The sequence below is a fragment of the Streptomyces sp. NPDC107550 genome (genome assembly GCF_055639095.1).
Map to the genome: position 1 here is coordinate 1 of NZ_JBVKBC010000029.1, position 26,149 is coordinate 26,149.

Annotated in this window: 26 protein-coding genes and 1 pseudogene; 18 read left to right on the plus strand and 9 right to left on the minus strand. The window is 73.2% G+C overall.

The annotated features are described in order from the left end of the window. Positions 1-246: 246 nt before the first annotated feature. The 3 genes from ACZ7LY_RS27880 to ACZ7LY_RS27890 are packed head-to-tail and all read right to left on the minus strand — an operon-like array spanning position 247 to position 2,523. Positions 247-1,668: an NAD(P)H-hydrate dehydratase gene (locus tag ACZ7LY_RS27880; RefSeq protein WP_471627486.1), complete on the minus strand. Its 1,422-nt coding sequence runs from the start codon at positions 1,666-1,668 to the stop codon at positions 247-249. A 1-nt stretch (position 1,669) separates the two neighbouring features. Further along, on the minus strand, positions 1,670-1,945 hold the full coding sequence (locus ACZ7LY_RS27885) for an alpha/beta fold hydrolase (protein ID WP_471627487.1): 276 nt from the start codon (positions 1,943-1,945) through the stop codon (positions 1,670-1,672). Continuing rightward, complete coding sequence (locus ACZ7LY_RS27890) at positions 1,942-2,523, minus strand: TetR/AcrR family transcriptional regulator (protein ID WP_471627544.1); 582 nt, start codon at positions 2,521-2,523, stop codon at positions 1,942-1,944. The genes ACZ7LY_RS27885 and ACZ7LY_RS27890 overlap by 4 nt, the downstream gene beginning before the upstream one ends. A 223-nt stretch (positions 2,524-2,746) precedes the next feature. Here ACZ7LY_RS27890 and alr point away from each other — a divergent pair, with 223 nt between their 5' ends. The 3 genes and pseudogenes from alr (at position 2,747) to tsaE (ending at position 5,744) form a co-directional block, all read left to right on the plus strand. After that, positions 2,747-3,904 (plus strand): alanine racemase, encoded by a 1,158-nt coding sequence (alr, locus tag ACZ7LY_RS27895; protein WP_471627488.1) that lies wholly within the window; start codon positions 2,747-2,749, stop codon positions 3,902-3,904. A gap of 97 nt (positions 3,905-4,001) precedes the next feature. Beyond that, a pseudogene (locus tag ACZ7LY_RS27900) lies at positions 4,002-5,266 on the plus strand (alpha/beta fold hydrolase); the annotation flags it as partial. Further along, the gene (tsaE, locus tag ACZ7LY_RS27905) at positions 5,238-5,744 is read left to right on the plus strand and encodes a tRNA (adenosine(37)-N6)-threonylcarbamoyltransferase complex ATPase subunit type 1 TsaE (protein ID WP_471627489.1); all 507 of its coding nucleotides are present in this window, start codon (positions 5,238-5,240) and stop codon (positions 5,742-5,744) included. The pseudogene ACZ7LY_RS27900 and the gene tsaE, both read left to right, overlap by 29 nt. A 265-nt stretch (positions 5,745-6,009) precedes the next feature. On the opposite strand, the gene ACZ7LY_RS27910 is transcribed toward tsaE, so the two are convergent. Continuing rightward, positions 6,010-6,558, minus strand: coding sequence for a L,D-transpeptidase (locus ACZ7LY_RS27910; RefSeq protein ID WP_471627490.1), 549 nt, complete (start codon positions 6,556-6,558; stop codon positions 6,010-6,012). A 116-nt stretch (positions 6,559-6,674) separates the two neighbouring features. On the opposite strand from ACZ7LY_RS27910, the gene tsaB reads away from it, so the two are divergent. The 6 genes from tsaB to ACZ7LY_RS27940 all read left to right on the plus strand — a co-directional run bounded on the left by tsaB (position 6,675) and on the right by ACZ7LY_RS27940 (position 11,133). Further along, positions 6,675-7,328: a tRNA (adenosine(37)-N6)-threonylcarbamoyltransferase complex dimerization subunit type 1 TsaB gene (gene tsaB, locus ACZ7LY_RS27915; RefSeq protein WP_471627491.1), complete on the plus strand. Its 654-nt coding sequence runs from the start codon at positions 6,675-6,677 to the stop codon at positions 7,326-7,328. 26 nt (positions 7,329-7,354) lie between these two features. Further along, positions 7,355-7,930 carry a ribosomal protein S18-alanine N-acetyltransferase gene (gene rimI / locus ACZ7LY_RS27920; RefSeq protein WP_471627545.1) on the plus strand — a complete coding sequence of 192 codons (576 nt, stop codon included), beginning with the start codon at positions 7,355-7,357 and terminating at the stop codon, positions 7,928-7,930. Further along, a complete protein-coding gene (gene tsaD, locus ACZ7LY_RS27925) occupies positions 7,923-9,017 on the plus strand; it encodes a tRNA (adenosine(37)-N6)-threonylcarbamoyltransferase complex transferase subunit TsaD (RefSeq protein ID WP_471627492.1) in 1,095 nt (364 codons plus the stop codon). Before rimI ends, tsaD begins: the two co-directional genes overlap by 8 nt. After that, on the plus strand, positions 9,014-9,262 hold the full coding sequence (locus tag ACZ7LY_RS27930) for a hypothetical protein (RefSeq protein ID WP_471627493.1): 249 nt from the start codon (positions 9,014-9,016) through the stop codon (positions 9,260-9,262). The genes tsaD and ACZ7LY_RS27930 overlap by 4 nt, the downstream gene beginning before the upstream one ends. A gap of 159 nt (positions 9,263-9,421) precedes the next feature. Continuing rightward, the gene (locus ACZ7LY_RS27935) at positions 9,422-9,775 is read left to right on the plus strand and encodes a YciI family protein (protein ID WP_471627494.1); all 354 of its coding nucleotides are present in this window, start codon (positions 9,422-9,424) and stop codon (positions 9,773-9,775) included. Beyond that, positions 9,772-11,133: an RNA polymerase sigma factor gene (locus ACZ7LY_RS27940; protein ID WP_471627546.1), complete on the plus strand. Its 1,362-nt coding sequence runs from the start codon at positions 9,772-9,774 to the stop codon at positions 11,131-11,133. Before ACZ7LY_RS27935 ends, ACZ7LY_RS27940 begins: the two co-directional genes overlap by 4 nt. A 225-nt stretch (positions 11,134-11,358) precedes the next feature. On the opposite strand, the gene ACZ7LY_RS27945 is transcribed toward ACZ7LY_RS27940, so the two are convergent. Then, on the minus strand, positions 11,359-12,612 hold the full coding sequence (locus ACZ7LY_RS27945; protein ID WP_471627495.1) for a class I SAM-dependent methyltransferase: 1,254 nt from the start codon (positions 12,610-12,612) through the stop codon (positions 11,359-11,361). Between the two features lie 91 nt (positions 12,613-12,703). Here ACZ7LY_RS27945 and ACZ7LY_RS27950 point away from each other — a divergent pair, with 91 nt between their 5' ends. The 4 genes from ACZ7LY_RS27950 (at position 12,704) to groL (ending at position 16,980) form a co-directional block, all read left to right on the plus strand. After that, positions 12,704-13,705: a polysaccharide deacetylase family protein gene (locus tag ACZ7LY_RS27950; protein ID WP_471627496.1), complete on the plus strand. Its 1,002-nt coding sequence runs from the start codon at positions 12,704-12,706 to the stop codon at positions 13,703-13,705. Next, positions 13,702-14,619 carry a polysaccharide deacetylase family protein gene (locus ACZ7LY_RS27955; RefSeq protein ID WP_471627497.1) on the plus strand — a complete coding sequence of 306 codons (918 nt, stop codon included), beginning with the start codon at positions 13,702-13,704 and terminating at the stop codon, positions 14,617-14,619. The genes ACZ7LY_RS27950 and ACZ7LY_RS27955 overlap by 4 nt, the downstream gene beginning before the upstream one ends. A gap of 247 nt (positions 14,620-14,866) precedes the next feature. Then, on the plus strand, positions 14,867-15,175 hold the full coding sequence (gene groES / locus ACZ7LY_RS27960) for a co-chaperone GroES (protein WP_108013273.1): 309 nt from the start codon (positions 14,867-14,869) through the stop codon (positions 15,173-15,175). 176 nt (positions 15,176-15,351) lie between these two features. Then, positions 15,352-16,980 (plus strand): chaperonin GroEL, encoded by a 1,629-nt coding sequence (gene groL / locus ACZ7LY_RS27965; protein WP_471627498.1) that lies wholly within the window; start codon positions 15,352-15,354, stop codon positions 16,978-16,980. A 383-nt stretch (positions 16,981-17,363) separates the two neighbouring features. On the opposite strand, the gene ACZ7LY_RS27970 is transcribed toward groL, so the two are convergent. From ACZ7LY_RS27970 to ACZ7LY_RS27980, 3 genes are all read right to left on the minus strand, one after another. Further along, positions 17,364-18,137: an SDR family NAD(P)-dependent oxidoreductase gene (locus tag ACZ7LY_RS27970; protein ID WP_471627499.1), complete on the minus strand. Its 774-nt coding sequence runs from the start codon at positions 18,135-18,137 to the stop codon at positions 17,364-17,366. 39 nt (positions 18,138-18,176) lie between these two features. Next, positions 18,177-18,848, minus strand: a complete 672-nt coding sequence (locus ACZ7LY_RS27975; protein ID WP_471627500.1) for an MOSC domain-containing protein — start codon at positions 18,846-18,848, stop codon at positions 18,177-18,179. 82 nt (positions 18,849-18,930) lie between these two features. After that, positions 18,931-19,812 carry a tryptophan 2,3-dioxygenase gene (locus tag ACZ7LY_RS27980; RefSeq protein WP_471627501.1) on the minus strand — a complete coding sequence of 294 codons (882 nt, stop codon included), beginning with the start codon at positions 19,810-19,812 and terminating at the stop codon, positions 18,931-18,933. A gap of 93 nt (positions 19,813-19,905) precedes the next feature. Here ACZ7LY_RS27980 and ACZ7LY_RS27985 point away from each other — a divergent pair, with 93 nt between their 5' ends. After that, complete coding sequence (locus tag ACZ7LY_RS27985) at positions 19,906-20,802, plus strand: LysR family transcriptional regulator (RefSeq protein WP_471627502.1); 897 nt, start codon at positions 19,906-19,908, stop codon at positions 20,800-20,802. Between the two features lie 129 nt (positions 20,803-20,931). On the opposite strand, the gene ACZ7LY_RS27990 is transcribed toward ACZ7LY_RS27985, so the two are convergent. Then, positions 20,932-21,267, minus strand: coding sequence for a WhiB family transcriptional regulator (locus ACZ7LY_RS27990; protein WP_471627503.1), 336 nt, complete (start codon positions 21,265-21,267; stop codon positions 20,932-20,934). 391 nt (positions 21,268-21,658) lie between these two features. On the opposite strand from ACZ7LY_RS27990, the gene ACZ7LY_RS27995 reads away from it, so the two are divergent. The 4 genes from ACZ7LY_RS27995 (at position 21,659) to ACZ7LY_RS28010 (ending at position 26,084) form a co-directional block, all read left to right on the plus strand. After that, positions 21,659-22,270, plus strand: a complete 612-nt coding sequence (locus ACZ7LY_RS27995) for a response regulator transcription factor (RefSeq protein WP_003948568.1) — start codon at positions 21,659-21,661, stop codon at positions 22,268-22,270. A gap of 336 nt (positions 22,271-22,606) precedes the next feature. Beyond that, positions 22,607-23,194 (plus strand): sigma-70 family RNA polymerase sigma factor, encoded by a 588-nt coding sequence (locus tag ACZ7LY_RS28000; protein ID WP_471627504.1) that lies wholly within the window; start codon positions 22,607-22,609, stop codon positions 23,192-23,194. Positions 23,195-23,322: 128 nt separating this feature from the next. Further along, entirely contained in the window at positions 23,323-24,828 is a 1,506-nt protein-coding gene (guaB, locus tag ACZ7LY_RS28005; protein WP_471627505.1) for an IMP dehydrogenase, read from the plus strand. 131 nt (positions 24,829-24,959) lie between these two features. Further along, complete coding sequence (locus tag ACZ7LY_RS28010) at positions 24,960-26,084, plus strand: GuaB3 family IMP dehydrogenase-related protein (RefSeq protein ID WP_471627506.1); 1,125 nt, start codon at positions 24,960-24,962, stop codon at positions 26,082-26,084. The last annotated feature ends 65 nt before the right edge of the window (positions 26,085-26,149 follow it).

Sequence of the window (26,149 nt, forward strand, 5' to 3'; positions counted from 1 at the left end):
AGTTCCCCGCGCCCCTTCGGTGCGCACTTCGTGCGCTACCTCTATCGGGGGAGGCAGGGGCGAAGCCCCGCCTCCAGGGGCGCGGGGAACTGCGCGATCAGCCACGACGAATGTCGAGGAAAGCCACCGGGCGGGGCCACCCACTCACCTAGGGGCGCGGGGAACTGCGCGACTAGCCACGACGAGAGTCGAGGTGACCCACCGGGCGGGGCCGCCCGCCTGCCTAGGGGCGCGGGGAGCTGGTGGTTACGTGGGCCAGGCTTGGGGGAGGGCGTTCGCTACGTCGGGGGCCGTGATGGGACCGCCCCGGGACGCCTGGCGCGCCGCCAGACCGTGGAGATACGCGCCCACAGAACCCGCGTCGAGAGGCGCCAGCCCCGCCGCGAGCAACGCCCCCGCAAGCCCGGACAGCACGTCACCACTCCCGGCCGTGGCCAGCCACGCGGACCCCGTGGGGTTGACCCGGACGACCCCGGAACCGGCGGACGCCACCAGCGTGGTGGAGCCCTTCAACAGCACGGTGCAGTCGAACTGCCGGGCCAACTCCCGTACCGCCCAGAGCCGTTGCCCCTCGACCCGCTCACGCGCGCAGCCGAGAAGCGCCGCCGCCTCCCCGGCATGGGGCGTGAGGAGCGTGGGCGCGGACCGCCCGCGTACGGCCTCCGCGTCGGCCAGCCGCAACCCGTCCGCGTCGATGAGCACCGGCACATCGGAGGCGAGGACGTCCGCGAGCCCGGAGTCGTCGTCGCCGAGCCCGGGCCCGACGACCCACGCCTGCACGCGCCCCGCCCGCGCCGGCGGCCCCGCCGACACCAGCGTCTCGGGGAAGCGGGCGATCACCGCGTCGGCGGCCGGCCCCACGTAACGGACCGCGCCGACACCCCCGTGCAGCGCCCCCGCGACCGAGAGGACCGCCGCCCCCGGGTAGCGGGCCGAGCCGGCGACGACGCCGACGACCCCGCGCCGGTACTTGTCGCTCTCGCCGGACGGCCGGGGCAGCAGCCGGGCCACGTCCGCGTCCTGGAGCGCCTCCACCCGCGCGTCGGCGACGGGCAGTTCGAGCCCGATGTCGACGAGCCGCAGCGCGCCCGCGCACTCGTGCGCCGGGTCGATGAGCAGGCCGGGCTTGTACGTGCCGAAGGTGACCGTCAGATCGGCACGCACGGCGTCCCCGTGGACCTCGCCGGTGTCCGCGTCGACGCCGCTCGGCAGATCGACGGCGACGACGGGCCCGCGCGCGGCCTCGGCCAGTTGCGCGGCGCGGGGCCGCAGGCCGCCCTTGCCGCCGATGCCGACGATGCCGTCGAGCACGAGATCGGCGCGGCCGACCGCCGTGAGGGCCGCCTCCGCCTCGCCGTCCACGACCGTGCCGCCCGCCGCGCGCAGCGCCCGCAGGCCGCCCGTGTGCGCCCGCTCGGGCGAGAGCAGGACGGCCGTGACGCCCGCGCCGCGCCGGGCGAGGCGGGCGCCCGCGTACAGGGCGTCGCCGCCGTTGTCCCCGGAGCCGACGAGGAGCGTGACCCGGGCCCCGTACACCTTGCCGAGCAGGTCGGCGCAGGCGGCGGCGAGCCCGGCGGCGGCCCGCTGCATGAGGGCCCCTTCGGGCAGGCGTGCCATCAGCGCGCGTTCGGCGTCCCTGACCGTCTCCACGTCGTAAGCAGTGCGCATGTCATCGAGTCTCCCCCAGAAGGTGCCTGCGAAGCAGGTCGGCGGCTTGTGCGGGGTGCGTGGACCAGCCGTTGTGCGCGCCAGGGAACGTGACGAGCGGGGCGCCGAGCCGGTCGGCGAGCAGGGTCGCGGGCCGGGACGGCAGGTGCGGGACGGTGGCCGCCGCGTCGCCGCCCGCGCCGGGCAGCAGGAGCAGTGTGGGGCCGCTGCCGCGCACCTCGTGGTGGAGGGTCGCGCCGGGGACGTGGAGCCGGTGCGTGGTCGGTGCCGTGCTCATGCGTCGTCCTCCGGGCCGGGCCAGTGGGTCAGGGTCGTGTGCAGGGCGGTGAGGGAGCGGTCCCAGGTCACGTCCACCTCGCGCGTGTGCCGGAAGCCGCCCGCGAGTTCGAGCGACACGAAGCCGTGGAACGTGCTGCGCAGCAGGCGGCCCGCGTCGGTGAGGTCGGGCTCGGCCAGCCCGTACCCGCGCAGCAGGGCCTCGGTGCAGGTGAGGTTGCGCAGCAGGCCCGGGTGCTCGTCCAGGGCGGAGGCGGGCAGCTCGGCCTGCGTCGCCGCGTACCGCCCGGGGTGGGCGAGGGCGAAGTCGCGGTACGCGTGCGCGAACGCGGTGAGCGCGGCGCGCCCGGAGCGGCCCGCGAGGGCGTCCGCGATCCGGTCGGCGAGGTCGAGCCCGGCGCGGACGGAGACCTGGGTGCGCAGATCGGCGAGGCTGCGCACGTGCGCGTACAGGCTCGCGTCCTTCACGCCGAAGCCGCGGGCGAGCGCGGCGACGGTGATCTGGTCGAAGCCGACCACGTCCGCGAGGTCGGCGGCGGCCGCCACCACCCGCTCCCTCGTCAGCCCCGCCCTGGCCATCATCCGCGCGCGTCCCTCCGTACGAACCTACGAACCTAGGAGCCCTAGGTTTTTGCCTACGCTACCTAGACGCGGGCGGCGACGCCACCGCTTTTCGGGGGACCACCCAGCGCGCCCGCCTGCCCGCCGGGCCGCCCCGCCCACGCCCGGCGCCGCCCGCCACCGTCGGCGCGAGCCCGGCACCTGAGGGGCTGTCCGACCCCTCTGAGAGACTGGGCGCACGATGAACGAGAACGTGACTGCCCCGCTCCGCGCCCGCGCGGAGATCGATCTGGCCGCGCTGAAGGCCAATGTCCGGTCCCTGCGCGCGCACGCGCCGGGGGCCGCGTTCATGGCCGTCGTCAAGGCCGACGCGTACGGGCACGGCATGCTCCCGGTCGCCCGCGCCGCCAAGGAGGCAGGCGCCGACTGGCTCGGCACCGCCACCCCCGAAGAGGCCCTGGAGCTGCGCGCCGCCGGGCTGACCGGCCGCGTCCTGTGCTGGCTGTGGGTGCCCGGCGGGCCCTGGCGCGAGGCGATCGAGGCCGACATCGACGTGTCGGTCAGCGGCCTGTGGGCGCTGCGCGAGGTGTGCGCCGCCGCGCGCGAGGCGGGCCGCGCCGCCCGTATCCAGCTCAAGGCCGACACCGGCCTCGGACGGGGCGGCTGCCTGCCCGCCGACTGGCCCGAGCTGGTCCGTGAGGCGCTCGCCGCGCAGCACGAGGGCCTGGTCACCGTCACCGGCCTGTGGTCCCACTTCGCTTGCGCCGACGAGCCGGGCCACCCCTCCATCGCCGCCCAGCTCGCCACCTTCCGCACGATGGTCGCGGACGCGGAGGCCGCCGGCGTCACCCCCGAGGTCCGGCACATCGCCAACTCGCCGGGCACCCTCACCCTCCCCGAGACCCACTTCGACCTCGTCCGCCCGGGCATCGCCATGTACGGCATCTCGCCCGCGCCCGAGCTGGGCACCCCGGCCGACTTCGGACTGCGCCCGGTCATGACGCTCACCGCGTCCCTCGCGCTCGTCAAGCACGCGCCCGGCGGCCTCGGCGTCAGCTACGGCCACCACTACGTCACCCCCGGCGACACCACCCTCGGCCTGGTCCCCCTCGGCTACGCGGACGGCATCCCGCGCCACGCCTCAGGCACCGGCCCCGTCCTCATCGGCGGCAAGCGGCGCACGGTCGCGGGGCGCGTGGCGATGGACCAGTTCGTCGTGGACCTCGGCGGCGACACGCCCGAGGCCGGCGACGACGCGGTGCTGTTCGGGCCCGGTGACCGGGGCGAGCCGACCGCCGAGGACTGGGCGGCGGCGTCGGGCACCATCGCGTACGAGATCGTCACGCGGATCGGACCGCGGGTCCCGCGCGTCTACGTGGACGAGGCGCCGCACGCGTGAGGGCGCCGTCCGCGCGGGCGGGCGCCGGGCCCCGGGCCCGTGTGACGCCCGTACGCGGGGGAAAAGGGCAGGCAGGGCAGGAACGAGGGAGCGGCACGTGAGCGAGAGCAGCGCACCGGCCACCGGGGCCGTCGCCGACGCGGTGGCCTCAGCGGCCGCCGGGAGCTGGCGGCGCGCCGGGCTCGCCGGCGCGGCGATAGGCGTCGTCGCGGCGGGCGCCGCCGCCGGGGTCGCCGTCGAACGGCTCACCGTCGGACGCGGCATGCGCCGCAAGGCCCGCCTCGCCCTCGACGCGTCCGCGCCCTACGGCTCGCTGCGCGGGACACCCGGCAAGGCGTACGCGCAGGACGGCACGGAGCTGTACTACGAGGTCGACGAGATCGACGACGCGGGCGCCGAGCGCGAGGGCAGCGGGGCGCGCAGGCGCCGGCTGTTCGGGCGCCGCGCCCCCGCCCCCGTCACCGTCGTCTTCAGCCACGGCTACTGCCTGAACCAGGACTCCTGGCACTTCCAGCGCCAGGCCCTGCGCGGTGTCGTACGCAGCGTCTACTGGGACCAGCGCAGCCACGGCCGCTCCGGGCGCGGCGCCGGACAGCGGGACGGCGGCGAGCCCGTCACCATCGACCGGCTCGGGCACGACCTGAAGACCGTCATCGACGCGGCCGCGCCCGAGGGCCCGCTCGTCCTCGTCGGCCACTCCATGGGCGGCATGACCGTCATGGCGCTCGCCGACCAGTACCCCGAGCTGATCCGCGACCGCGTCGTCGGCGTCGCCCTCGTCGGCACGTCCTCCGGGCGGCTCGGCGAGGTCAACTACGGGCTGCCCGTCGCCGGGGTCAACGCGGTACGCAGGGTGCTGCCGGGCGTGCTCAAGGCGCTCGGGCGGCGCGCCGACTGGGTCGAGAAGGGTCGCCGGGCCACCGCCGATCTCTTCGCCGGGGTCATCAAGCGGTACTCGTTCGCGTCCCGGGACGTCGATCCGGCCATCGCCCGGTTCGCCGAGCGGATGATCGAGAGCACGCCCATCGACGTCGTCGCCGAGTTCTACCCGGCGTTCCAGGACCACGACAAGACCGCCGCGCTGGCCCGCTTCACCGGCCTGCCCACGCTCGTCCTCGCCGGGGAGGGCGACCTCGTCACCCCGAGCGAGCACAGCGAGGCCATCGCCGCGCTGCTGCCCGACGCGGAGTTCGTGCTCGTGCCCGACGCCGGGCACCTCGTCATGCTCGAACACCCCGAGGCCGTCACCGACCGGCTGGCCGATCTGCTCGCCCGGGCCAAGGAGAAGGCGCGCGGCGCGGCGGTGTGAGCGGCGGCGCTACCGTGGGGTGCCATGGAGACACCGGCAGCACCGCACACCCCCGTATCCACCCTCACCCTCACCATCGGCTCACCGGCCGAGATGCAGGATCTGGGGCGGAAACTGGCCGCGCTCCTGCGGCCCGGGGACCTCGTCATGCTCACGGGGGAGCTGGGCGCGGGCAAGACGACGCTCACGCGGGGGCTCGGGGAGGGGCTCGGGGTGCGCGGGGCGGTGACGTCTCCGACGTTCGTGATCGCCCGGGTGCATCCCTCGCTGGGGGCGGGGCCGGCGCTCGTGCATGTCGACGCGTATCGCCTGGGCGGCGGGCTCGACGAGATGGAGGACCTCGACCTGGATGTCTCCCTGCCGGAGTCCGTCGTGGTCGTGGAGTGGGGGGACGGGAAGGTGGAGGAGCTGGCCGATGAGCGGTTGCGGGTGGTGATCGAGCGGGCCGTCGGGGATACGTCCGACGAGGTCCGCGTCGTGCGGCTCGAAGGGGTTGGGGGGCGCTGGACCAACGCCCTGACGCTCCGCTGACGGCAGGTTTTTCGGCGGCCGCCCCCAACAAACCCGCGCAGTTCCCCGCGCCCCTGGGTCGTACTTCGTCCGCGGGTGGGTGGGGGCTGGTCGCGCAGTTCCCCGCGCCCCTGTCGGGGCGACTGCGTCGCCGCCTCCTCCCCTGGGGAGCTGGGGCGGAGCCCCGCTCCCTCAGGGGCGCGGGGAACTGCGCGAGCGGCCACGACGAAAGTTGAGGGTGTCCGCCGGGCGGGGGCGACCGCTCACCCGCGCCGGGGCGATTAGGTCAAGGGACGACTACTACCTTGCGGCCGATCGTGGCGAACTGCCACATCGCGTCGCCGTCAGCCCGAGACTGCCGAATCCCCCCGGTCTGCTTGGACGGATCCGGCTCCCCCGTCGCCCCGTCCACCGCCGAGCTGAACCCGATGACGACCCCGCCCGCCGAAGCGAACCGCACGACGTGCTCGATCGGCACCCCGTCCGTCCCGGTGATCGCCCCGGACCGCGAGTTCACCGCGTACGTCCCGGCCGGCGGATTCACCGTCCCCGGCGTCACCTCGTACGTACGGACGGACTTGCCGGGCCCGACGAGCCACACGCGGTGCTCGCTCAGCGCGTAGACGACCCGGTCCCCGGCGCCGGACTGCGCCGGCACGGCTTTCGCGTCGGTCTTGTGCCGGGGGGAGTGCGGCGACGCGGAGGCGGAGGGCTTCTGCTTCGGCTGGGTGAGGGTCGACGGCACGCTCGCCGACGCCTGGAACGCGAGGAAGCCGACCACGGCCAGCGCGCCCGCCGTCAGCGCGGTCACGAATCCGGTGCTGCTCCGTGCCACCAGGGGATCCTGCCTCTCATGTCCGACACCTGCGCTGACGGTAGCAGCCGCCGCGCCCCGCCCCGGGTTGCCGGAGCGCGGACGTGTACGCCCCCGCGGCGCCGTAGGCTGTTCGTGTGCTTCTGCTCGCTCTGGATACCGCCACCCCCGCCGTCACCGTCGCCCTGCACGACGGTTCCGCCGTCGTCGCCGAGTCGGGTCAGGTCGACGCCCGCAGACACGGGGAGCTGCTGCTGCCGGCCGTGGACCGCGTGCTCGGCGAGGCCGGCGTCACGCTGGACGCCGTCACGGGCATCGTCGTGGGCGTCGGCCCGGGCCCGTACACCGGACTGCGCGTCGGCCTGATGACGGCCGACACGTTCGGTCTCGCGCTGGAGGTGCCCGTGCACGGCGTGTGCACGCTCGACGGCCTCGCGTACGCGACCGACGTCGATGGCCCGTTCGTCGTCGCCACGGACGCCCGCCGCAAGGAGGTGTACTGGGCGCGCTACGACGACCGCCGCACCCGTGTCACCGAGGCCGCCGTCGACCGGCCCGCGGACATCGCCGAGCAGGTCGCGGGCCTGCCCGCGGTGGGCGCGGGCGCGCTGCTGTACCCGGAGACGTTCCCCGACGCGCACGGCCCCGAGCACGTGTCCGCGGCGGCGCTCGCCGCGCTCGCCGCCGAGAGGCTGGCCGCCGGCGAGGACCTGCTCGAACCGCGCCCCCTCTACCTGCGCCGCCCCGACGCGCAGGTCCCGAAGAACTACAAGGTGGTCACCCCCCAGTGACGACGGCGACCGCACAGTTGCGCGAGATGCGCTGGTGGGACATCGACGCCGTGCTCGCGCTGGAGAAGGACCTCTTCCCGGACGACGCCTGGTCCCGCGGCATGTTCTGGTCCGAGCTGGCGCACGCGCGCGGCATCGGCTCCACCCGCCGCTACGTCGTCGCCCATGACGACGACGGCCGCCTCGTCGGCTACGGCGGCCTCGCCGCGTCCGGCGCCGCCACCGAGGACGGCGACGCGGTCGCCGCCGACGTCCAGACCATCGCCGTCGCCCGCGACCAGTGGGGCACCGGGCTCGGCGCCCGGCTGCTGACCGAGCTGCTGCGGCACGCGACCGCCTTCGAGGCGGCCGAGGTGATGCTGGAGGTGCGCGTCGACAACACGCGCGCGCAGAAGCTGTACGAGCGGTTCGGTTTCGAGCCGATCGGCTTCCGCCGCGGCTACTACCAGCCGGGCAACGTGGACGCGCTCGTGATGCGCCTGATCACCGCGGCGGCGCCCGACGAGACCGCGGCGCCCGAGAAGCCCGTAGAGACCGACGCGCCCGTAGAGACCGACGCGCCCGTAGAGACCGAAGCGACCGAAGAGAAGAACCATGGCTGACGAACCCCTCGTCCTCGGCATCGAGACGTCCTGCGACGAGACCGGCGTCGGCATCGTCCGCGGCACCACCCTGCTCGCCGACGCCGTCGCCTCCAGCGTCGACGAGCACGCCCGTTTCGGCGGTGTCGTCCCCGAGGTCGCCTCCCGCGCCCACCTGGAGGCGATGGTCCCCACGATCCAGCGCGCCCTCAAGGACGCCGGGGTCAGCGCCAAGGACCTCGACGGCATCTCGGTCACCGCGGGCCCCGGTCTCGCGGGCGCCCTCCTCGTCGGCGTCTCCGCCGCGAAGGCGTACGCGTACGCGCTCGACAAGCCGCTGTACGGCGTCAACCACCTGGCCTCGCACATCTGCGTCGACCAGTTGGAGCACGGCTCGCTGCCCGAGCCGACGATGGCGCTGCTGGTCTCCGGCGGTCATTCCTCGCTGCTGCTGTCCACGGACATCACCTCCGACGTGCGCCCGCTCGGCGCGACCATCGACGACGCGGCAGGCGAGGCGTTCGACAAGATCGCCCGCGTGCTGAACCTCGGCTTCCCCGGCGGCCCGGTCATCGACCGCTACGCCAAGGAGGGCGACCCGAACGCGATCGCCTTCCCGCGCGGTCTGACGGGCCCGCGCGACCCCGCGTACGACTTCTCCTTCTCGGGCCTGAAGACGGCCGTGGCCCGCTGGATCGAGGCCAAGCGCGCGGCGGGCGAGGACGTGCCGGTGCGGGACGTGTCGGCGTCGTTCCAGGAGGCCGTCGTCGACGTCCTCACCCGCAAGGCCGTACGCGCCTGCAAGGACGAGGGCGTCGACCACCTGATGATCGGCGGTGGCGTCGCCGCCAACTCGCGGCTGCGGGCCCTCGCCGAGGAGCGCTGCGAGCGGGCCGGTATCCGGCTGCGCGTCCCGCGCCCCAAGCTGTGCACGGACAACGGCGCGATGGTCGCCGCCCTCGGCGCAGAGATGGTCGCCCGCAACCGCACGCCCTCGTCCTGGGACCTGCCCGCGGACTCCTCCCTGCCGGTGACCGAGCCGCATGTGCCCGGCCACCACCACCACGACCACGTCCATGAGGTCAGCAAGGAGAACCTGTACTCGTGACGCTCGCACTGATGTGGGAGGCCCGCGCCGCCGAGGGCGCCGGCGGTGACCTGCTGGCCTGGGCCAAGGAGCAGCCGCTCGCGGCGGAGCCGCTGCGCCGGGAGACGTTCCGCGCCCCGCAGGACCGCGTCCTCGTCATCACCTGGTGGGACGCGGAGCCGGACGCCGACGTCCCCGAGCTGCCCGAACCGCCCGCCGGCCTGCTCACCCGCCCGGTCCACCGCTGGCGCTTCGAGCAGGTCTGAGCGGACGCCCGGGCGGGCCGCGGAGGAGTCCCCGGAGAACTCCCCGGAGAAGTACCCGGAAAAAGTTCCGGCCGGGTGTCGATCCCGGCCGGGCCCGTTCGACGTACGGATGACAGGGCCCCGCGAGCAGTGCGCGGCCCGTACCGGACGGAGAACGTCATGCCCCGCTACCTGACCATGGTCCGCCTCGACGAGCGCACCGCCCCCGAAGGCCCCAGCGAGGAGCTGATGCGGCGGATGGGCGCCCTCATCGAGGAGATGACGAAGGCGGGCGTGCTGCTCGACACGGCCGGCCTCACCCCGAGCGCGCAGGGCAAGCGCGTGCGCTGGGAGAACGGCGAGATCACCGTCACCGACGGCCCGTTCACCGAGGCCAAGGAGGTCGTCGGCGGCTACGCGCTGATCCAGGCCAAGGACGAGGCGGAGGCGCTGGAGTGGACCAAGCGGTTCCTGCGCGCCCACGAGGAGTTCTGGACCGTCACCTCCGAGATCCGCGAGATCGCCGAGGGCTGAGCACCGTCCCGGGGGCGATGCTTGGCGGCGCGGCGCGCACGGTGTGTGATGGGCCGGTGACAGACCCCCTGAACGCCGAGACCGACGCGGGCCGCGCCATCGAGACCGTCTTCCGCATGGAGGCGCCCCGCGTCATCGCCGTGGTGACGCGCGTCGTACGGGACGTCGGCATCGCGGAGGAGATCGCCCAGGACGCGCTGGTCGCCGCCCTGGAGGCGTGGCCCCGCACCGGCGTGCCCGACAACCCGGGCGCCTGGCTCACCGCCACCGCCAAGCACCGCGCGATCGACCTCGTGCGCCGCCGCGAGAACTACGCCCGCAAGCTCCAGGAGGTCGGCCGGGCCACGGAGTTCGCGTACGAGGAGCGGGCCCTCGCCGCGTACGACCCCGACGACATCGACGACGACCTGTTGCGGCTCGTCTTCATGAGCTGCCACCCGGTGCTCTCCGCCGAGGCCCGCGTCACGCTGACGCTGCGCCTGTTCGGCGGCCTGACCACGGCCGAGATCGCCCGCGCGGTCCTCGCGCCCGAGGCGACCGTCGCCCAGCGCGTCGTGCGCGCCAAGCGGGCCCTCGCCACGAAGAACGTCGCCTTCGAAGTGCCGTACGGGCCCGACCGGGAGGCCCGTCTCGGCTCGGTCCTCGAAGTCCTCTACCTGGTCTTCAACGAGGGGTACGCGGCCACCGCGGGCGACGACTATCTGCGGCCCGCGCTGTGCGAGGACGCGCTGCGCATGGCCCGCGTGCTCCAGTCGCTGATGCCGAAGGAGCCCGAAGTGCACGGCCTTGCCGCGCTGTTGGAGCTCCAGTTCTCGCGCTCCGCCGCCCGTACCGCGCCGGACGGCTCGCCCGTGCTGCTCAAGGACCAGAACCGCGCCCGCTGGAACGCGCTGCTGATCCGCCGCGGCTTCGACGCCCTCACCCGCGCCGAGGCCGTCGCCCCGGGCCGCCCGCCGGGCCCCTACGTCCTCCAGGCCGCCATCGCCGCCTGCCACGCCCGCGCCCACCGCTACGAGGACACCGACTGGCGCCAGATCGCCGCCCTGTACGCGCTGCTCGCCGCGCGCAGCCCGTCACCGGTCGTGGAGCTGAACCGGGCGGTGGCCGTCTCGATGGCCGAGGGCCCGGCCCCGGCGCTCGCCCTGGTCGACGCGCTGACCGCCGAACCGGCCCTGCGGGACTACCACTTGCTCCCGAGCGTACGGGGGGACCTGCTGGAGCGGCTGGGCCGCCGGGAGGAGGCGGCGCGGGAGTTCCACCGGGCGGCGGCCCTCACCCGCAACGAACAGGAACGCGCCTTCCTCCACACCAGAGCCACAACCAACGAGCCCCCACATAAGAGCCCCTCCGGCGATTGAGGAGCGGAGCCCCGTGACGTCCACCTGACGCGCCGGCCGGAAAGGTCAGCCCCTCCGGCACGAGCCCCCGAATGAAAGCCTCTCCGGCGATTGAGGAGCGGGGTCCGGGGCGGAGCCCCGTGTCGTCAGCCTGAAGTATCGGCAGGAAAGGTCAGCCCCGCCGACAGGAACACCCGAGCCCCTCCGGCGATTGAGGAGCCGGGTCCGGGGTGGAGCCCCGTGTCGTCAGCCCACGGGGGCGCCCACCAGCATGCTCGGGGCGCCATCGACGCGGGTCAGAAACACCGTCACGGCCGCACTCCCGTACCGCTTCGGCATGACCTTCCGCCGCAACTCCTCCGGCTCGACAGCCGACCCCCGCTTCTTCACCGTCAGCACCCCCACCCCCCGCTCCCGCAGCAACGCCTTCAACTTCTTCACGTTGAACGGCAGTTGATCCGTGATCTCGTAAGCGGCGGCATACGGACTCGGCCGCAGCTCATCCGCGGTGACGTACGCGATGGTCTCGTCGATGAGCCCCCCGCCGACCTCCTCGGCGACCTCCGCGACCAGATGCGCCCGGATGACGGCCCCGTCCGGCTCGTACAAGTACCGCCCCACGGGCCGTACTTGAGGATCCGGCAACCCCCGCCCGGCAAGGGCCCGCGCCCCCGGCAACAGCGTCGCCCGCATCCGCCCCGGCACGGTGCCGAACCACAGCACGGCCTCCTTCACGTCCCCGCCGTCGGAGATCCACTCCGCGTCCGCCTCGGCCGGGATCGCCTCGTGCGGGATGCCCGGCGCGATCTTCAGCGCCGCGTGCGGGGCCTTCAGCGCGGCGCCGACCGCCCAGGACAGCGGCGGCGAGTACGCCTCGGGGTCGAAGATCCGCCCGCCGCCCCGCCCGCCCGCGCGCCGCGCCGGGTCCACGAACACGGCGTCGTACGCGGAGGTGTCCACGTCCGTCACATCCGCCTCCCGCACCTCGATCAGCCCGTCGAGCCCGAGCGCCTCGGCGTTGGCGCGGGCGACCGCGCAGGTCAGCGGGGAACGGTCGACGGCGAGCACGCGTACGCCCTCGCGGGCCAGCGCCAGCGCGTCCCCGCCGATGCCGCAGCACATGTCGGCGACCGAGGTGACGCCGAGCGCGCGGAAGGCGGCGGCCCGGTGCGCGGCGACGGACGTGCGGGTGGCCTGCTCGACGCCGTTCGCCGTGAAGTACATGCGGGCCGCGTCCGCCCCGAACTTCGCCGCCGCCCGCTGCCGCAGCCGCGCCTGCGCGAGCGCCGCCGAGACCAGCTCCGCGGGGTGGTCGCGGCGCAGGCGGGTGGCGAGCGCCAGCTCCCGCGCGGGGTCGTGGTCGCGCAGCTCGTCGAGCAGGGCGCGCCCGGTCGGCGTCAGCAGGGCGGCGAAGGCGCCTACAGAGGCACCGGCGGGGTCACCGGCGGAGGAGCCGGCGGAGGCACCGGCGGGGACATCGGCTGGGGGCTTGGCACTCACCGGCCCATTGTGGGCCAGTCGGTGGACGCTCCGCGCCCGGCGCTGGTGTCGCCCCCAAGGACACCGCTCTGAGCTGCGAGGATGCGGCGCCATGCGACGAGTACGACAAGAGGACCGCCGCGCGGTCCCGCCCGCCCCGCGACGGCACGCGGAGGCGTTCCGCGCCCGGGGCCCGCTGCTGCGCGGGACGCTCGCCGCGCTGGCCGCCGCCGCGCTCGTCTGCGGCTGCGCCGCCGAACCCCGCCCGGCCGCACCGTCCACCCTGGTCGCCCCCTCGGCGGGCGCCGCCGGACCCGGCGCCGCAGGGCGGGCGCCGCGGCTGCCCGCCGCCCGCGCCCTCGACGCGTACGCCACCCGCCTCACCGCCGAACGCGCCCGCCTCCAGGCCGCCGCCCGCCGCTGGGGCCTTCCGCGAGCACCGCTCACCGCGCCCGCGCCGCCCGCCCGCAAGCCCGTACTCACCACCCGCAGGGGCTTCGAGGTCGAGCGGCACCGGGCGGACGGCCTGCCGCCCGTCTTCACCACCGTCCCCACCCGCGACCGGGTCGTCTTCCTCACTGTCGACGACGGCGCCGAGCAGGACCCCGCGTTCCTGCGCATGACGCGCGAGCTGCGCGTCCCGTACACGGCCTTCCTCACCGACGCCGAGATCCGCCCGCACTACGGCTACTTCCGGCGCATGCGCGCCCTCGGCACCACCCTCGGCAACCACACGCTGCACCACCCCTACCTGCCCGCTCTCTCCCGCGCCGGGCAGCGGCGCGAGATCTGCGGCATGCAGGACCTGATGGCACGGAAGTTCGGCGCGCGCCCCACCCTCTTCCGGCCGCCCTTCGGCAACTACGACCGCACGACCCTCGTAGCCGCCAAGGCGTGCGGGATCACGCATGTGCCGCTGTGGAACGAGGAGATGTTCGCCGACCGCATGGACTACCGCGAGTGGGACCGCGCCCTGCGCCCCGGCGACATCGTCCTCACACACTTCCGCGGCCGTAAGGACTGGAAGGGCACGATGACCGACATGCTCCGCACGTTCCTGCGTACCGTCACCGCCAAGGGGTACGCGGTGGCCCGCCTGGAGGACTACCTGTGACGCCCCGCCCGGGCACGGCTGCCTCCCGTACGGGGGAGAGGGCGGCCCGCGCGGTCCGGCGCGCCGCCGCCTGGGCGCTGGCCGCCGCGCTGCTCGCCGGGCTCACCGGATGCGCGCAGTCCGTCGACCCCATCGAGCGGATGGGCCGCAAGGCCGCCCAGAAGGTCCGCCGCCACCCCGCGCGCCACCCCGTGCGCCCGCCCGCCACCGCGCCCGCCCGCACCGGCTCCCCGAGCCCGTCCGCGCACGCCACCGGCGCGGCACGCACCGGCGTCCTCGGCGGCCGGCCCGGCGGCCCGCACCCGGGGGCGCCGGGCGCGCTGCCCCGCGTCCTCGACCACCTGCCCACCCGCGACCGGGTCGTCTTCCTCACCGTCGACGCGGGCCCGGCCGGCGCCGCCGCGCTGCGCGACCCGGCCTTCGTCCGCCTGGTCCGCGCCCGGCACCTGCCGCTGACGGTGTTCCTGTCCGGGCCCGCCCACGGCCTCGGCGCCCTGCCTGCGCTCGGCGCGGGCGTGCAGAACGGGACGCTGAGCCACCGCTGGCTGCCCGGCCTCGGCGAGCGGGGGCAGCGCGCCGAGGTCTGCGGCCAGCGCGACCGCGTACGCGCCCGCCTCGGCACGGCCCCGCGCCTGTTCCGGCCGCCCTACGGCGAGTACGACGCGGCGACCCTGCGGGCGGCCGGGGCGTGCGGCGCCGACGCGGTGGTGCTCTGGCGGGCGGTGCTGGACGCGGGCGGGCCCCGGTACGCGCGGGGGGCGGCCGGGCCGCGCGCCGGGGACATCGTGCTGGCCCGCGCGGGGGAGGGCGCGGGCGCCGGGAGCGGCCCGGGGCTCGCCGCGCGGACGGTCCGGCTGCTGCGGACGCTGGAGGCCCGGCACCTCGCGGCGGGCCGCCTGGAGGACTACCTCTGAGGAGGCGGCCGGGGGCGGCTGGGGGAGCCCGCGGGTGAGGCGTGAGGGCGCGGCCGGGGGCGGCGCGCGGGACGGAATTAGCAGTCCGCTTGACCGAGTGCTAATCGCAGTCATAGTCTCGGCTCTGGCACTCCCCGTAGGAGAGTGCCAACAGCGACGGGCAGGTCCGGCACCCGCGACGACGGTCCTCCTGGTCGCCACCTCAGACAGTTAACCCCGTGAGATCACCGAAGGGGGAGGTCGGATCGTGACGACCGCCAGCTCCAAGGTTGCCATCAAGCCGCTTGAGGACCGCATCGTGGTCCAGCCGCTCGACGCCGAGCAGACCACGGCCTCTGGCCTGGTCATTCCGGACACCGCGAAGGAGAAGCCCCAGGAGGGCGTCGTCCTGGCCGTGGGCCCGGGCCGCTTCGAGAACGGCGAGCGCCTGCCGCTCGACGTGAACACCGGCGACATCGTGCTGTACAGCAAGTACGGCGGCACCGAGGTCAAGTACAACGGCGAGGAGTACCTCGTCCTCTCGGCCCGCGACGTGCTCGCGATCGTCGAGAAGTAATCCACCTCGGATTACCTCGCTTCACCGAAGCAGAACGCTTTTGCTTCGAGCTGCGCCCCTGGCACCCGCGACGACTATCGAGCCGGGGTCAGGGGCGCGGTTCGTTCATCCCACGCTTCACCGAGGCTTCATCGCAAGCTTCACCCCTAGCTTTCCGAGAGGGCTGAACCGCTCCCATGGCGAAGATCCTGAAGTTCGACGAGGACGCCCGTCGCGCCCTTGAGCGCGGCGTCAACAAGCTGGCCGACACGGTCAAGGTGACGATCGGCCCCAAGGGCCGCAACGTCGTCATCGACAAGAAGTTCGGCGCCCCCACCATCACCAACGACGGTGTCACGATCGCCCGCGAGGTCGAGATCGAGGACCCGTACGAGAACCTCGGCGCGCAGCTCGTGAAGGAGGTGGCGACCAAGACCAACGACATCGCGGGTGACGGTACGACCACCGCCACCGTGCTCGCCCAGGCCCTGGTCAAGGAGGGCCTGCGCAACGTCGCCGCCGGCGCCTCCCCGGCCGCCCTGAAGAAGGGCATCGACGCCGCCGTCAAGGCCGTCTCCGAGGACCTGCTCGCCACGGCCCGCCCGATCGACGAGAAGTCGGACATCGCCGCCGTCGCCGGGCTCTCCGCCCAGGACACGCAGGTCGGCGAGCTGATCGCCGAGGCGATGGACAAGGTCGGCAAGGACGGTGTCATCACCGTCGAGGAGTCCAACACCTTCGGTCTCGAACTGGACTTCACCGAGGGCATGGCCTTCGACAAGGGCTACCTGTCCCCGTACTTCGTCACCGACCAGGAGCGTATGGAGGCCGTCCTCGACGACCCGTACATCCTGATCCACCAGGGCAAGATCGGCGCCATCCAGGACCTGCTGCCGCTCCTGGAGAAGGTCATCCAGGCCGGTGGCTCCAAGCCGCTGCTGATCATCGCCGAGGACGTCGAGGGCGAGGCCCTGTCGACGCTGGTCGTCAACAAGATCCGCGGCACGTTCAACGCCGTCGCGGTCAAGGCCCCCGGCTTCGGTGACCGCCGCAAGGCGATGCTCCAGGACATGGCCACCCTCACCGGTGCCACCGTCATCGCCGAGGAGGTCGGCCTCAAGCTCGACCAGGCCGGTCTGGACGTGCTGGGCTCCGCCCGCCGCGTGACCGTCACCAAGGACGACACGACCATCGTGGACGGCGCCGGCAAGTCCGAGGACGTCCAGGGCCGCGTCGCCCAGATCAAGGCCGAGATCGAGAACACGGACTCCGACTGGGACCGCGAGAAGCTCCAGGAGCGCCTCGCGAAGCTGGCCGGCGGCGTGTGCGTGATCAAGGTCGGCGCCGCCACCGAGGTGGAGCTGAAGGAGAAGAAGCACCGTCTGGAGGACGCCATCTCCGCGACCCGCGCCGCGGTCGAGGAGGGCATCGTCTCCGGTGGTGGCTCCGCCCTGGTCCACGCCTCCAAGGTGCTCGAGGGCTCCCTCGGCAAGGAGGGTGACGAGGCCACCGGTGTCGCCGTCGTCCGCAACGCCGTCGTCGAGCCGCTGCGCTGGATCGGTGAGAACGCCGGCCAGGAGGGCTACGTCATCGTCTCCAAGGTCAAGGAGCTCGAGAAGGGCTCCGGCTACAACGCCGCGACCGGTGAGTACGAGGACCTCGTCAAGGCCGGTGTCATCGACCCGGTCAAGGTGACGCGTTCCGCGCTGGAGAACGCGGCGTCCATCGCCGCGCTGCTGCTGACGACCGAGACGCTGGTCGTCGAGAAGCCGGCCGAGGACGAGGCCGACGCCGGTCACGGCCACGGCCACGGTCACTCGCACTGACCTCTGGTCGCGTCAGTCGCCCGAAGGCCCGCCGCTCCCTCACCGGGAACGGCGGGCCTTCCGCGCACCCGGGGCGCCTGGGCGCGGGCCTCGCAGCCAACTCCCAGCCCCTCCGGCGCTTGAGGAGCGGGGCTTGGGGCGGAGCCCCAGAGTGCCGGTTGCGTCGTGGCCGCTCGCGCAGTTCCCCGCGCCCCTGGCGGGGCTGATCTCAGCGCCGGTAAATCAAGCCTCTCCGGCGATTGAGGAGCGGGGTCTGGGGCGGAGCCCCAGGGGGAGCGCCGGGTGCGTAAAGGTCGAGGGTTCAGTTCAGCCCCGTGGGGCTTCTCGCGCAGTTCCCCGCGCCCCTTAGGGGGCTGATCTGAGCGTCAGTTCTCAGGGGCTGGTTACTGGGGGCCGTATTTGCGGCCGGTGCTTGATGTGACTCCGGAGAGGAGGGCGCGGGGGGTGAGTTTGGCTACGCCCATGAGCGCCTTGTAGCGGGGGTCCGGGATGGACAGGGACTTGCCCCGCGCCAGATCCGCCAGCGCCGCCGCGACCACCTTGTCCGCGTCCAGCCACATCCACCCGGGAATCCCGTCCGTCCCCATCCCGGCCCGCTGATGGAACTCCGTACGGACGAACCCGGGACACAGCGCCATCAGCCGCACCCCGCTCCCCGCCAGATCCTTCGCCACGCCCTGCGTGAACTGCACGACCCACGCCTTGGAAGCCCCGTACGTGCCACGCGGCACGAACGCCGCGACCGACGCCACGTTGACGACCCCGCCGCGCCCCCGCTCCCGCATGCTCTCGGTCGCCGCCGAGGTCAGCCGCAGCACCGCCTCGATATGCACCTTCACCATCGTCAGCTCGTCGGCGAGGGGCACCTCCAGATAGCGCCCCTTGTTGCCGAACCCCGCGTTGTTGACGAGCAGGTCGACCGGCGCCCGCCGGTCCCGCAGCCGCTCCTCGACGGCGCCGATCCCCGCGTCGGTGGCGAGGTCGGCGGTGAGCACCTCCGCCTCGATGCCGTGCCGGTCGTGCAACTCCGTCGCCTGCTCGCGCAACCGCTTCGTGTCGCGGGCGACGAGGACCAGGTTGTGCCCGTCGGCGGCGAGCCGCCGGGCGAACGCGGCGCCGATGCCCGCGGTGGATCCCGTGATCAGTGCCGTAGTCATGACCCCAGGTTAGTGACCCGCCGCCGCGCCCAGGACCGCTCAGACGGACGCCTGCTTCGCCACGTACGCCCGGGCCTTCTCCGCCGCCAGGGGGTGGAGGGCGGCGCCCGCCGCGAGGAGGCGGGGGAGCAGGGTGCGCTCGGTGGTGACCGCCCGGAACTGGAGCTCCACCGTCACCTCGTGGTCCGGGCGGTGGACGATCTCGATCGCGTCGCCGGCCTGGATGCGCCCGGGCTCCAGCACCCGCAGATACGCGCCCGGGGACGCCTGCGAGGTGAAGCGCCGGACCCAGCCGGACTCGCCGAGGTGGCCCTGGAAGGTGCGGCACGGGATGCGGCCCGAGGTCACTTCGAGGAGCAGGTCGGGGCCTACCCGCCAGCGCTCGCCGATCTTCGCGCCGGCCACGTCGACGCCCTCGGTCGTCAGGTTCTCGCCGAACACGCCGGCGCGCAGCGGCCGCCCCAGCTCCCGCTCCCACGCGTCGAGGTCCTCGCGCGCGAACGCGTACACCGCCTGGTCGTCGCCGCCGTGGTGCCGCGTGTCGCACACCGCGTCCCCGGCGAGCCCGCTCCCGCCCGTGCCCGCCACGCCCGGCGCGCTGACCAGCACGGGGTGGTCGACGGGCCGTTTGTCGATGCCGGTCACGCCCTCGGGCTGGTCGGTGTAGAGGACGGGGACGGCGCGGCCGAGGTTCAGCGACAGAAGCTTCATGCCCGGCAGATTACGGGCCCCCGCACGGCCCCGACCACGGGATATACGACCACGGGACATACCGCGTACGGCACCGCGCGCGTCAGCCGATCTCGGTGCGCACCGCGAGCAGTTCGGGGAAGAACGTCAGGTCGAGCGCGGCCTTGAGGAAGGACACCCCGCTGGAGCCGCCCGTGCCCTGCTTGAAGCCGATGACGCGGGTCACGGTCTTCAGGTGCCGGAAGCGCCAGAGCTGGAAGTTCTCCTCGATGTCGACCAGTTCCTCGCAGGTCTCGTACGCGCCCCAGTTCTCCTCGGGGTGCTCGTAGATCCGCTTGAGGACGGGGATCAGGCCCTCGCTGAAGGTGTGCGCGAGGGTGACGTCCCGTTCCAGCAGCTCGCGCGGCACGGCGTGGCCCCGGCGGGCGAGGTAGTGCAGGAACTCGTCGTACAGGGACGGCGACTTGAGCGCCTCGTCCAGAGCGGCGAGGGCGGTGGGGTCGTGGGCGAAGACCTGCGTCATCTTCGCGTTCTTGTTGCCGAGCAGGAACTCGACGACCCGGTACTGCGCGGACTGGAACCCGGAGGCGTGCCCGAGGGCGCCGCGGAACTGCGCGTACTCGCTCGGCGTGAGGGTGGCGAGCACCGACCACTGTTCGAGCAGCTGCTTCTGGATGTGCTTGACGCGGGCCAGCGACTTCAGCGCGGGCTGGAGCTGGTCCCCGGCCAACTGGCGCATCGCGTGCCGCAGTTCGTGGATGACGAGCTTGAGCCACAGCTCGCTCGTCTGGTGCTGGATGATGAACAGCATCTCGTCGTGGTGCGGAGGATCGCTCAGCGGATGCTGGGCCGTCAGGAGTTTGTCCAGGCCGAGATAGCCGCCGTACGTGATCTCCTCGCGGAGGTCGGTGTGGATGCCGTCCTCCAGGGCGCGGGTGTTGTCCGGGGTCACCGGGCAGCCTCGCGGGGTCGCTTCGTCGCTCATGACGTCACTCTCGTCGGGCGTGCCCCACCACGCAACCTCAAAGGATTTCCCGTATCCATCGTGTTTGCCCCAAGTGCGGCTTATGATGGAGGCATGATCGAGGCCCGTCACCTCCGTGTCCTGCGCGCCGTGGCCGCCACCAGCTCCTTCTCCGCGGCGGCCCGCGAGCTGGGCTGCACCCAGCCGGCCGTCAGCCAGCAGATGAAGGCCCTGGAGGCCTCGGCAGGCACCCCGCTGCTCATCCGTACCGGGCGCGAGATGCGGCTCACGCAGGCGGGCGAGGCGCTGGTGCGGCACGCGGCGGGCATCCTCGCCGGGCTGACCGCCGCCGAGGAGGAGGTCGCCGCCATCGCGGGCCTGCGCGCGGGCCGGGTGCGGCTCGTGTCCTTCCCGAGCGGCAGTTCCACGCTGGTGCCGACCGCGCTGGCCGCGCTGCGCGCCGAGCACCCCGGCACCCGGGTCTCGCTGGTCGAGGCCGAGCCGCCGCGCTCGGTGGAGATGCTGCGCGAGGGCGACTGCGACGTGGCACTCGCCTTCCGGTACGCGGGAGCGCACGCGGCGGAGGAGTGGGACGACCTCGTCGTCCGCCCGCTGCTCGCGGACCGCCTGGTGGGCCTGGTCCCCGAGGGGCACGCGCTGGCGGGCGCGCCGTCCGTCACCATCGACGCGTTCGCCGACGAGCCGTGGATCGCGGGCTGCCCGCGCTGCCGCCGGCAGCTGGTGGAGGTGTGCGAGGGCGCGGGCTTCGTACCCCGCATCGACTTCGCCACCGACGACTATCCGGCCGTGGTCGGACTCGTCGGCGCGGGCCTCGGCGTGGCGGTCCTGCCCGAACTGGCGATCGAGTCCGTTCGCCCCAAGGGTGCACGGACAGTGACGGTGGAGCCCGCCGTACAGCGCGAGATCGTGGCGCTGACGCTGCCCGATCTCGCCCAGGTGCCCGCCGTCGCCGCGACCCTCGACCATCTGGCGAAGGCCGCGACGCGCTGAGCGCGCATCCCTGAGGCCGTACGGCACCGCGCTCACGGCCGTCGTCCGGCTGCCCGGCGCCCGCGCGTCCGGCGGCCCCCGGGAGGCCCCGCGCGTGGCGCGTGGGCCGCACCCAGGAAGCCCACGCGGCTAGGAAGCCGCCGAAGAAACGTTCCTGCTCGGTGCCGACGAAGCCGTGACGAGCCGGTTGCGCGCCCGTCCCATCAGCTCCTCGCGCTCGTCCTCGGTCAGGCCGCCCCACACGCCGTACGGCTCGCGCACCTGAAGCGCGTGAGCTGCGCACTCCGCCCGCACCGGGCACCGCATGCAGACCTCCTTCGCCGAGGTCTCACGGGCGCTGCGGGCCGCGCCGCGCTCGCCCTCCGGGTGGAAGAAGAGAGAGCTGTCCACCCCGCGGCAGGCCGCGAGCAGCTGCCAGTCCCACAGATCTGCGTTCGGCCCTGGAAGGCGGGAGAAATCTGCCATTGCTATGTCCCCTTGTAGCCGTTGTGACGCGGATACGGTGCCCATGACCGTACATCTACTGTCTAAGGAGATGAAAATATGACTCATTGAGAATCTAGCTACAGACACCAGTAAAAGGGAAGAAAAAGGGCTGAATGGGGCATAGCTTGTGGTGAAACCTTGTGGGTCCGATGCGGCATCCCCGCTGTGTCCGGTCCCTCACGTAGAGTGCCGAAGAAGGCCGTCCAGCCCGTAACTCTTTCGGGTGACCATCGTTGAGGGTGCAGAGGCGGTTGGAAGAACGAGCGCTCGGGCATCTGTCCGAAACCGCTCGAGAGTGTCGACCGCACCGGTGACGATTCGTACCAGCCTGGAGGCCCAAGGTGACGCGCATCTGCTGCGGAGGACGGTCATGACATCCGTCCTCGTCTGCGACGACTCCCCGCTTGCCCGAGAGGCGCTTCGCCGCGCGGTCGCTACCGTGCCCGGCGTCGAGCGCGTGACCACCGCGGCCAACGGCGAGGAAGTCCTCCGCCGCTGGGGCGCCGACCGCTCGGACCTGATTCTGATGGACGTACGCATGCCCGGCCTGGGCGGCGTCGAGACGGTCCGGCGGCTCCTGTCGGCCGACCCCGGTGCGCGCATCATCATGCTCACCGTCGCCGAGGACCTGGACGGTGTGGCCCTCGCGGTCGCCGCCGGTGCCCGCGGCTATCTGCACAAGGACGCCTCCCGCGCCGAGCTGCGGGCCACGGTGACGCAGGCCCTGGCCGACCCGACGTGGCGGCTCGCGCCGCGTCGGCTGCGGTCGGCCGAGATGGGCGCGGCGCCCACGCTCACCGCGCGCGAGATCCAGGTGCTCGAAGGCATGAGCCACGGACGGTCCAACGCGGAGATCGGGCGTGAGCTTTTTCTCTCCGAGGACACCGTGAAGACGCACGCGCGGCGGCTGTTCAAGAAGCTCGGGGCCTCCGACCGGGCGCACGCGGTCGCGCTCGGGTTCCGGTGGGGGCTCGTCCGTTAGACGCCCGGTCCGGGGCGGGGCCGCCGTCACGCGGCCCGCGCGCCGCCGTGGCCGGTCGCGCCGTGCGGCGGAGGCCGCCGGCGCACGCGGTTCCGCGTCGCTTGTGGGCGCACTTCGTGCGCCCTCGGGGCTCCCGCGTGGAGGTGCTGTCTCGTTTCGGGGCGGATGACGCATCCTTGAGGTGTGGAGTTCCTCGGGGACGACGAGTCGGGCGAGCAGGGTCAGCGAGAGGGGAGGGCGCGGGAGATGGGTTCCGGCGCACCTGTCCATAACGCTTCGGTGCACAACCAGGGGCAGGGTGCCGCGGACAGCGCGTCGGCAAGGCACCATGGACCGATGCGTGACGACGAGGCAGCGGCTCCGCAGGGGGCCATCAGTACGCTCGTCGGGCGCGCCGTCGACGGCGACGAGCAGGCGACACACGATCTGCTCGCGCACGTCCACCCGCTCGCCATCCGCTACTGCCGCACGCGGCTGTCCCGGCTGCCTGGCGACGCGCGGCACTTCGTGGAGGACCTCGCCCAGGAGGTCTGCGTCGCGGTGCTGCTCGCGCTGCCGCGCTACAAGGACACCGGGCGCCCCTTCGAGGCGTTCGTCTTCGCCATCGCCGCGCACAAGGTCGCCGATCTCCAGCGCGCGGCCATGCGCGGGCCCGGATCGACGGCCGTGCCCTCCGACGAGATGCCCGAGCGGCCCGACGACTCCCTCGGGCCCGAGGAGCGCGCGCTGCTCAGCAGTGACGCCGAATGGGCCAAGAAACTCCTCGCCAACCTCCCGGAGAACCAGCGGGAGCTGCTCCTCCTGCGGATCGCCGTCGGGCTGACCGCGGAGGAGACGGGCCAGATGTTGGGCATGTCACCCGGGGCCGTCCGGGTCGCCCAGCACCGGGCGCTCAGCCGCCTCAGGGCGCTCGCCGAGCAGTAGCACAAGGCGGGCGGCGGGTACGTGGGAACGTACGAAGAAGCCCGATGATCTTGCTCGTGGAATGAGACACCTCTCCGGGCCGTTAGCATGGACATCCGCACCGATCAAGGCCATTTGGGGAAGGTGTCATGACTGCAAACGTCGACGGAGTGCCCGAGAAATTCGCGACACTCGGGCTGACCTACGACGACGTGCTGCTGCTGCCGGGCGCGTCGGACATGGCGCCCGATGACATCGACACCTCCTCGTACGTGTCGAAGAACGTGCGCGTGAACATTCCGCTGCTGTCCGCCGCGATGGACAAGGTCACCGAGTCCCGGATGGCCATCGCCATGGCGCGGCAGGGCGGCGTCGGTGTCCTGCACCGCAACCTCTCGATCGCAGATCAGGCCAACCAGGTCGACCTCGTGAAGCGCTCCGAGTCCGGCATGGTCACGGACCCGATCACGGTCCACCCGGACGCGACGCTCGGCGAGGCCGACGCGATCTGCGCCAAGTTCCGCATCTCCGGCGTGCCGGTGACCGACGCGGCGGGCAAGCTGCTCGGCATCGTCACCAACCGCGACATGGCTTTCGAGTCCGACCGCACGCGTCAGGTCCGCGAGGTCATGACGCCGATGCCGCTGGTCACGGGCAAGGTCGGCATCTCCGGCGTGGACGCCATGGAGCTGCTGCGCCGCCACAAGATCGAGAAGCTGCCGCTCGTCGACGACGCCGGTGTGCTCAAGGGCCTCATCACGGTCAAGGACTTCGTCAAGGCCGAGAAGTACCCGCGGGCCGCGAAGGACGCCGAGGGCCGGCTGCTCGTCGGCGCGGCCGTCGGCGTGGCCGGCGACTCCTTCGAGCGCGCCCAGGCGCTGATCGAGGCGGGCGTCGACTTCATCGTCGTCGACACCGCGCACGGTCACTCCCGGCTGGTCGGCGACATGGTCGCCAAGATCAAGTCGAACGCGAACGGCGTGGACGTCATCGGCGGCAACATCGCCACCCGCGACGGCGCCAAGTCCCTCATCGACGCCGGTGTCGACGGCATCAAGGTCGGTGTGGGCCCCGGCTCGATCTGCACCACGCGCGTCGTCGCCGGCATCGGCGTCCCGCAGGTCACCGCGATCTACGAGGCGTCCCTCGCCGCGAAGGAAGCCGGCGTCCCGGTCATCGGCGACGGCGGCCTGCAGTACTCCGGCGACATCGCCAAGGCGCTCGTCGCCGGCGCCGACACGGTGATGCTCGGCTCGCTGCTCGCGGGCTGCGAGGAGTCGCCGGGCGAGCTGATGTTCATCAACGGCAAGCAGTTCAAGTCGTACCGGGGCATGGGCTCGCTGGGCGCCATGCAGACGCGCGGCGACCGCAAGTCGTTCTCCAAGGACCGCTACTTCCAGGAGGGCGTCGCCTCCGACGAGCAGCTCATCCCCGAGGGCATCGAGGGTCAGGTGCCCTACCGCGGCCCGCTCTCCTCGGTCGTGCACCAGCTCACCGGCGGCCTGCGCCAGTCGATGTTCTACGTCGGCGGCAGCACCGTCCCGGAGCTCCAGCAGAACGGGCGGTTCGTCCGCATCACGTCGGCGGGCCTCAAGGAGAGCCACCCGCATGACATCCAGATGACGGTCGAGGCGCCGAACTACAGCAGGAAGTGAGCGTGCGGTAGCCGCGGCTCGCGCGTGCGGGGGCGGCCCCGGGAGTTCCCGGGGCCGCCCCCGCCGTGTGCGTCGGGGATACTGGACGGGCAAGACCAAGAGGGACCCAAGACGGAAAGGCGCTCCCCAACGTGACTGAGATCGAGATCGGGCGCGGCAAGCGCGGCCGCCGCGCGTACGCCTTCGACGACATCGCCGTCGTACCGAGCCGGCGCACCCGCGACCCGAAGGAGGTCTCGATCGCCTGGCAGATCGACGCCTACCGTTTCGAGCTGCCGTTCCTGGCGGCGCCCATGGACTCCGTCGTCTCCCCGGCGACGGCGATCCGCATCGGCGAGCTGGGCGGCCTCGGCGTGCTCAACCTCGAAGGACTGTGGACCCGGTACGAGGACCCGCAGCCGCTGCTCGACGAGATCGCGGAGCTGGACTCCGAGACGGCCACCCGCCGCCTCCAGGAGATCTACGCGGCCCCGATCCAGGCCGACCTGATCAAGCAGCGCATCAAGGAGGTGCGCGACTCCGGTGTCGTCACCGCCGCCGCGCTCTCCCCGCAGCGCACCGCCGAGTTCTCCAAGGCGGTCGTGGACGCGGGCGTCGACATCTTCGTGATCCGCGGCACCACGGTCTCCGCCGAGCACGTCTCCGGCGCCGCCGAGCCGCTGAACCTGAAGCAGTTCATCTACGAGCTGGACGTGCCGGTCATCGTCGGCGGCTGTGCCACGTACACGGCCGCGCTGCACCTGATGCGGACCGGCGCGGCCGGTGTCCTCGTCGGCTTCGGCGGCGGCGCCGCCCACACCACGCGCAACGTGCTGGGCATCCAGGTCCCGATGGCGACCGCCGTCGCGGACGTGGCCGCCGCCCGCCGCGACTACATGGACGAGTCGGGCGGCCGGTACGTGCACGTCATCGCCGACGGCGGGGTGGGCTGGTCCGGCGACCTGCCCAAGGCCATCGCCTGCGGCGCGGACGCCGTGATGGTCGGCTCGCCGCTGGCCCGCGCCACGGACGCGCCCGGCAAGGGCCACCACTGGGGCATGGAGGCCGTCCACGAGGACGTGCCGCGCGGCAAGAAGGTCGACCTCGGCACGGTCGGCAGCACCGAGGAGATCCTGACGGGCCCCTCGCACACGCCGGACGGTTCGATGAACTTCTTCGGGGCGCTGAAGCGGGCCATGGCGACGACCGGCTACAGCGAGCTGAAGGAGTTCCAGCGCGTCGAGGTCACCGTCGCGGACGCGCAGCACAGCCGCTGACCCACCCGGGCGGATACGAGGGCGGGCCCCCACCGATGTGGTGGGGGCCCGCCCTCGTGCGTGCC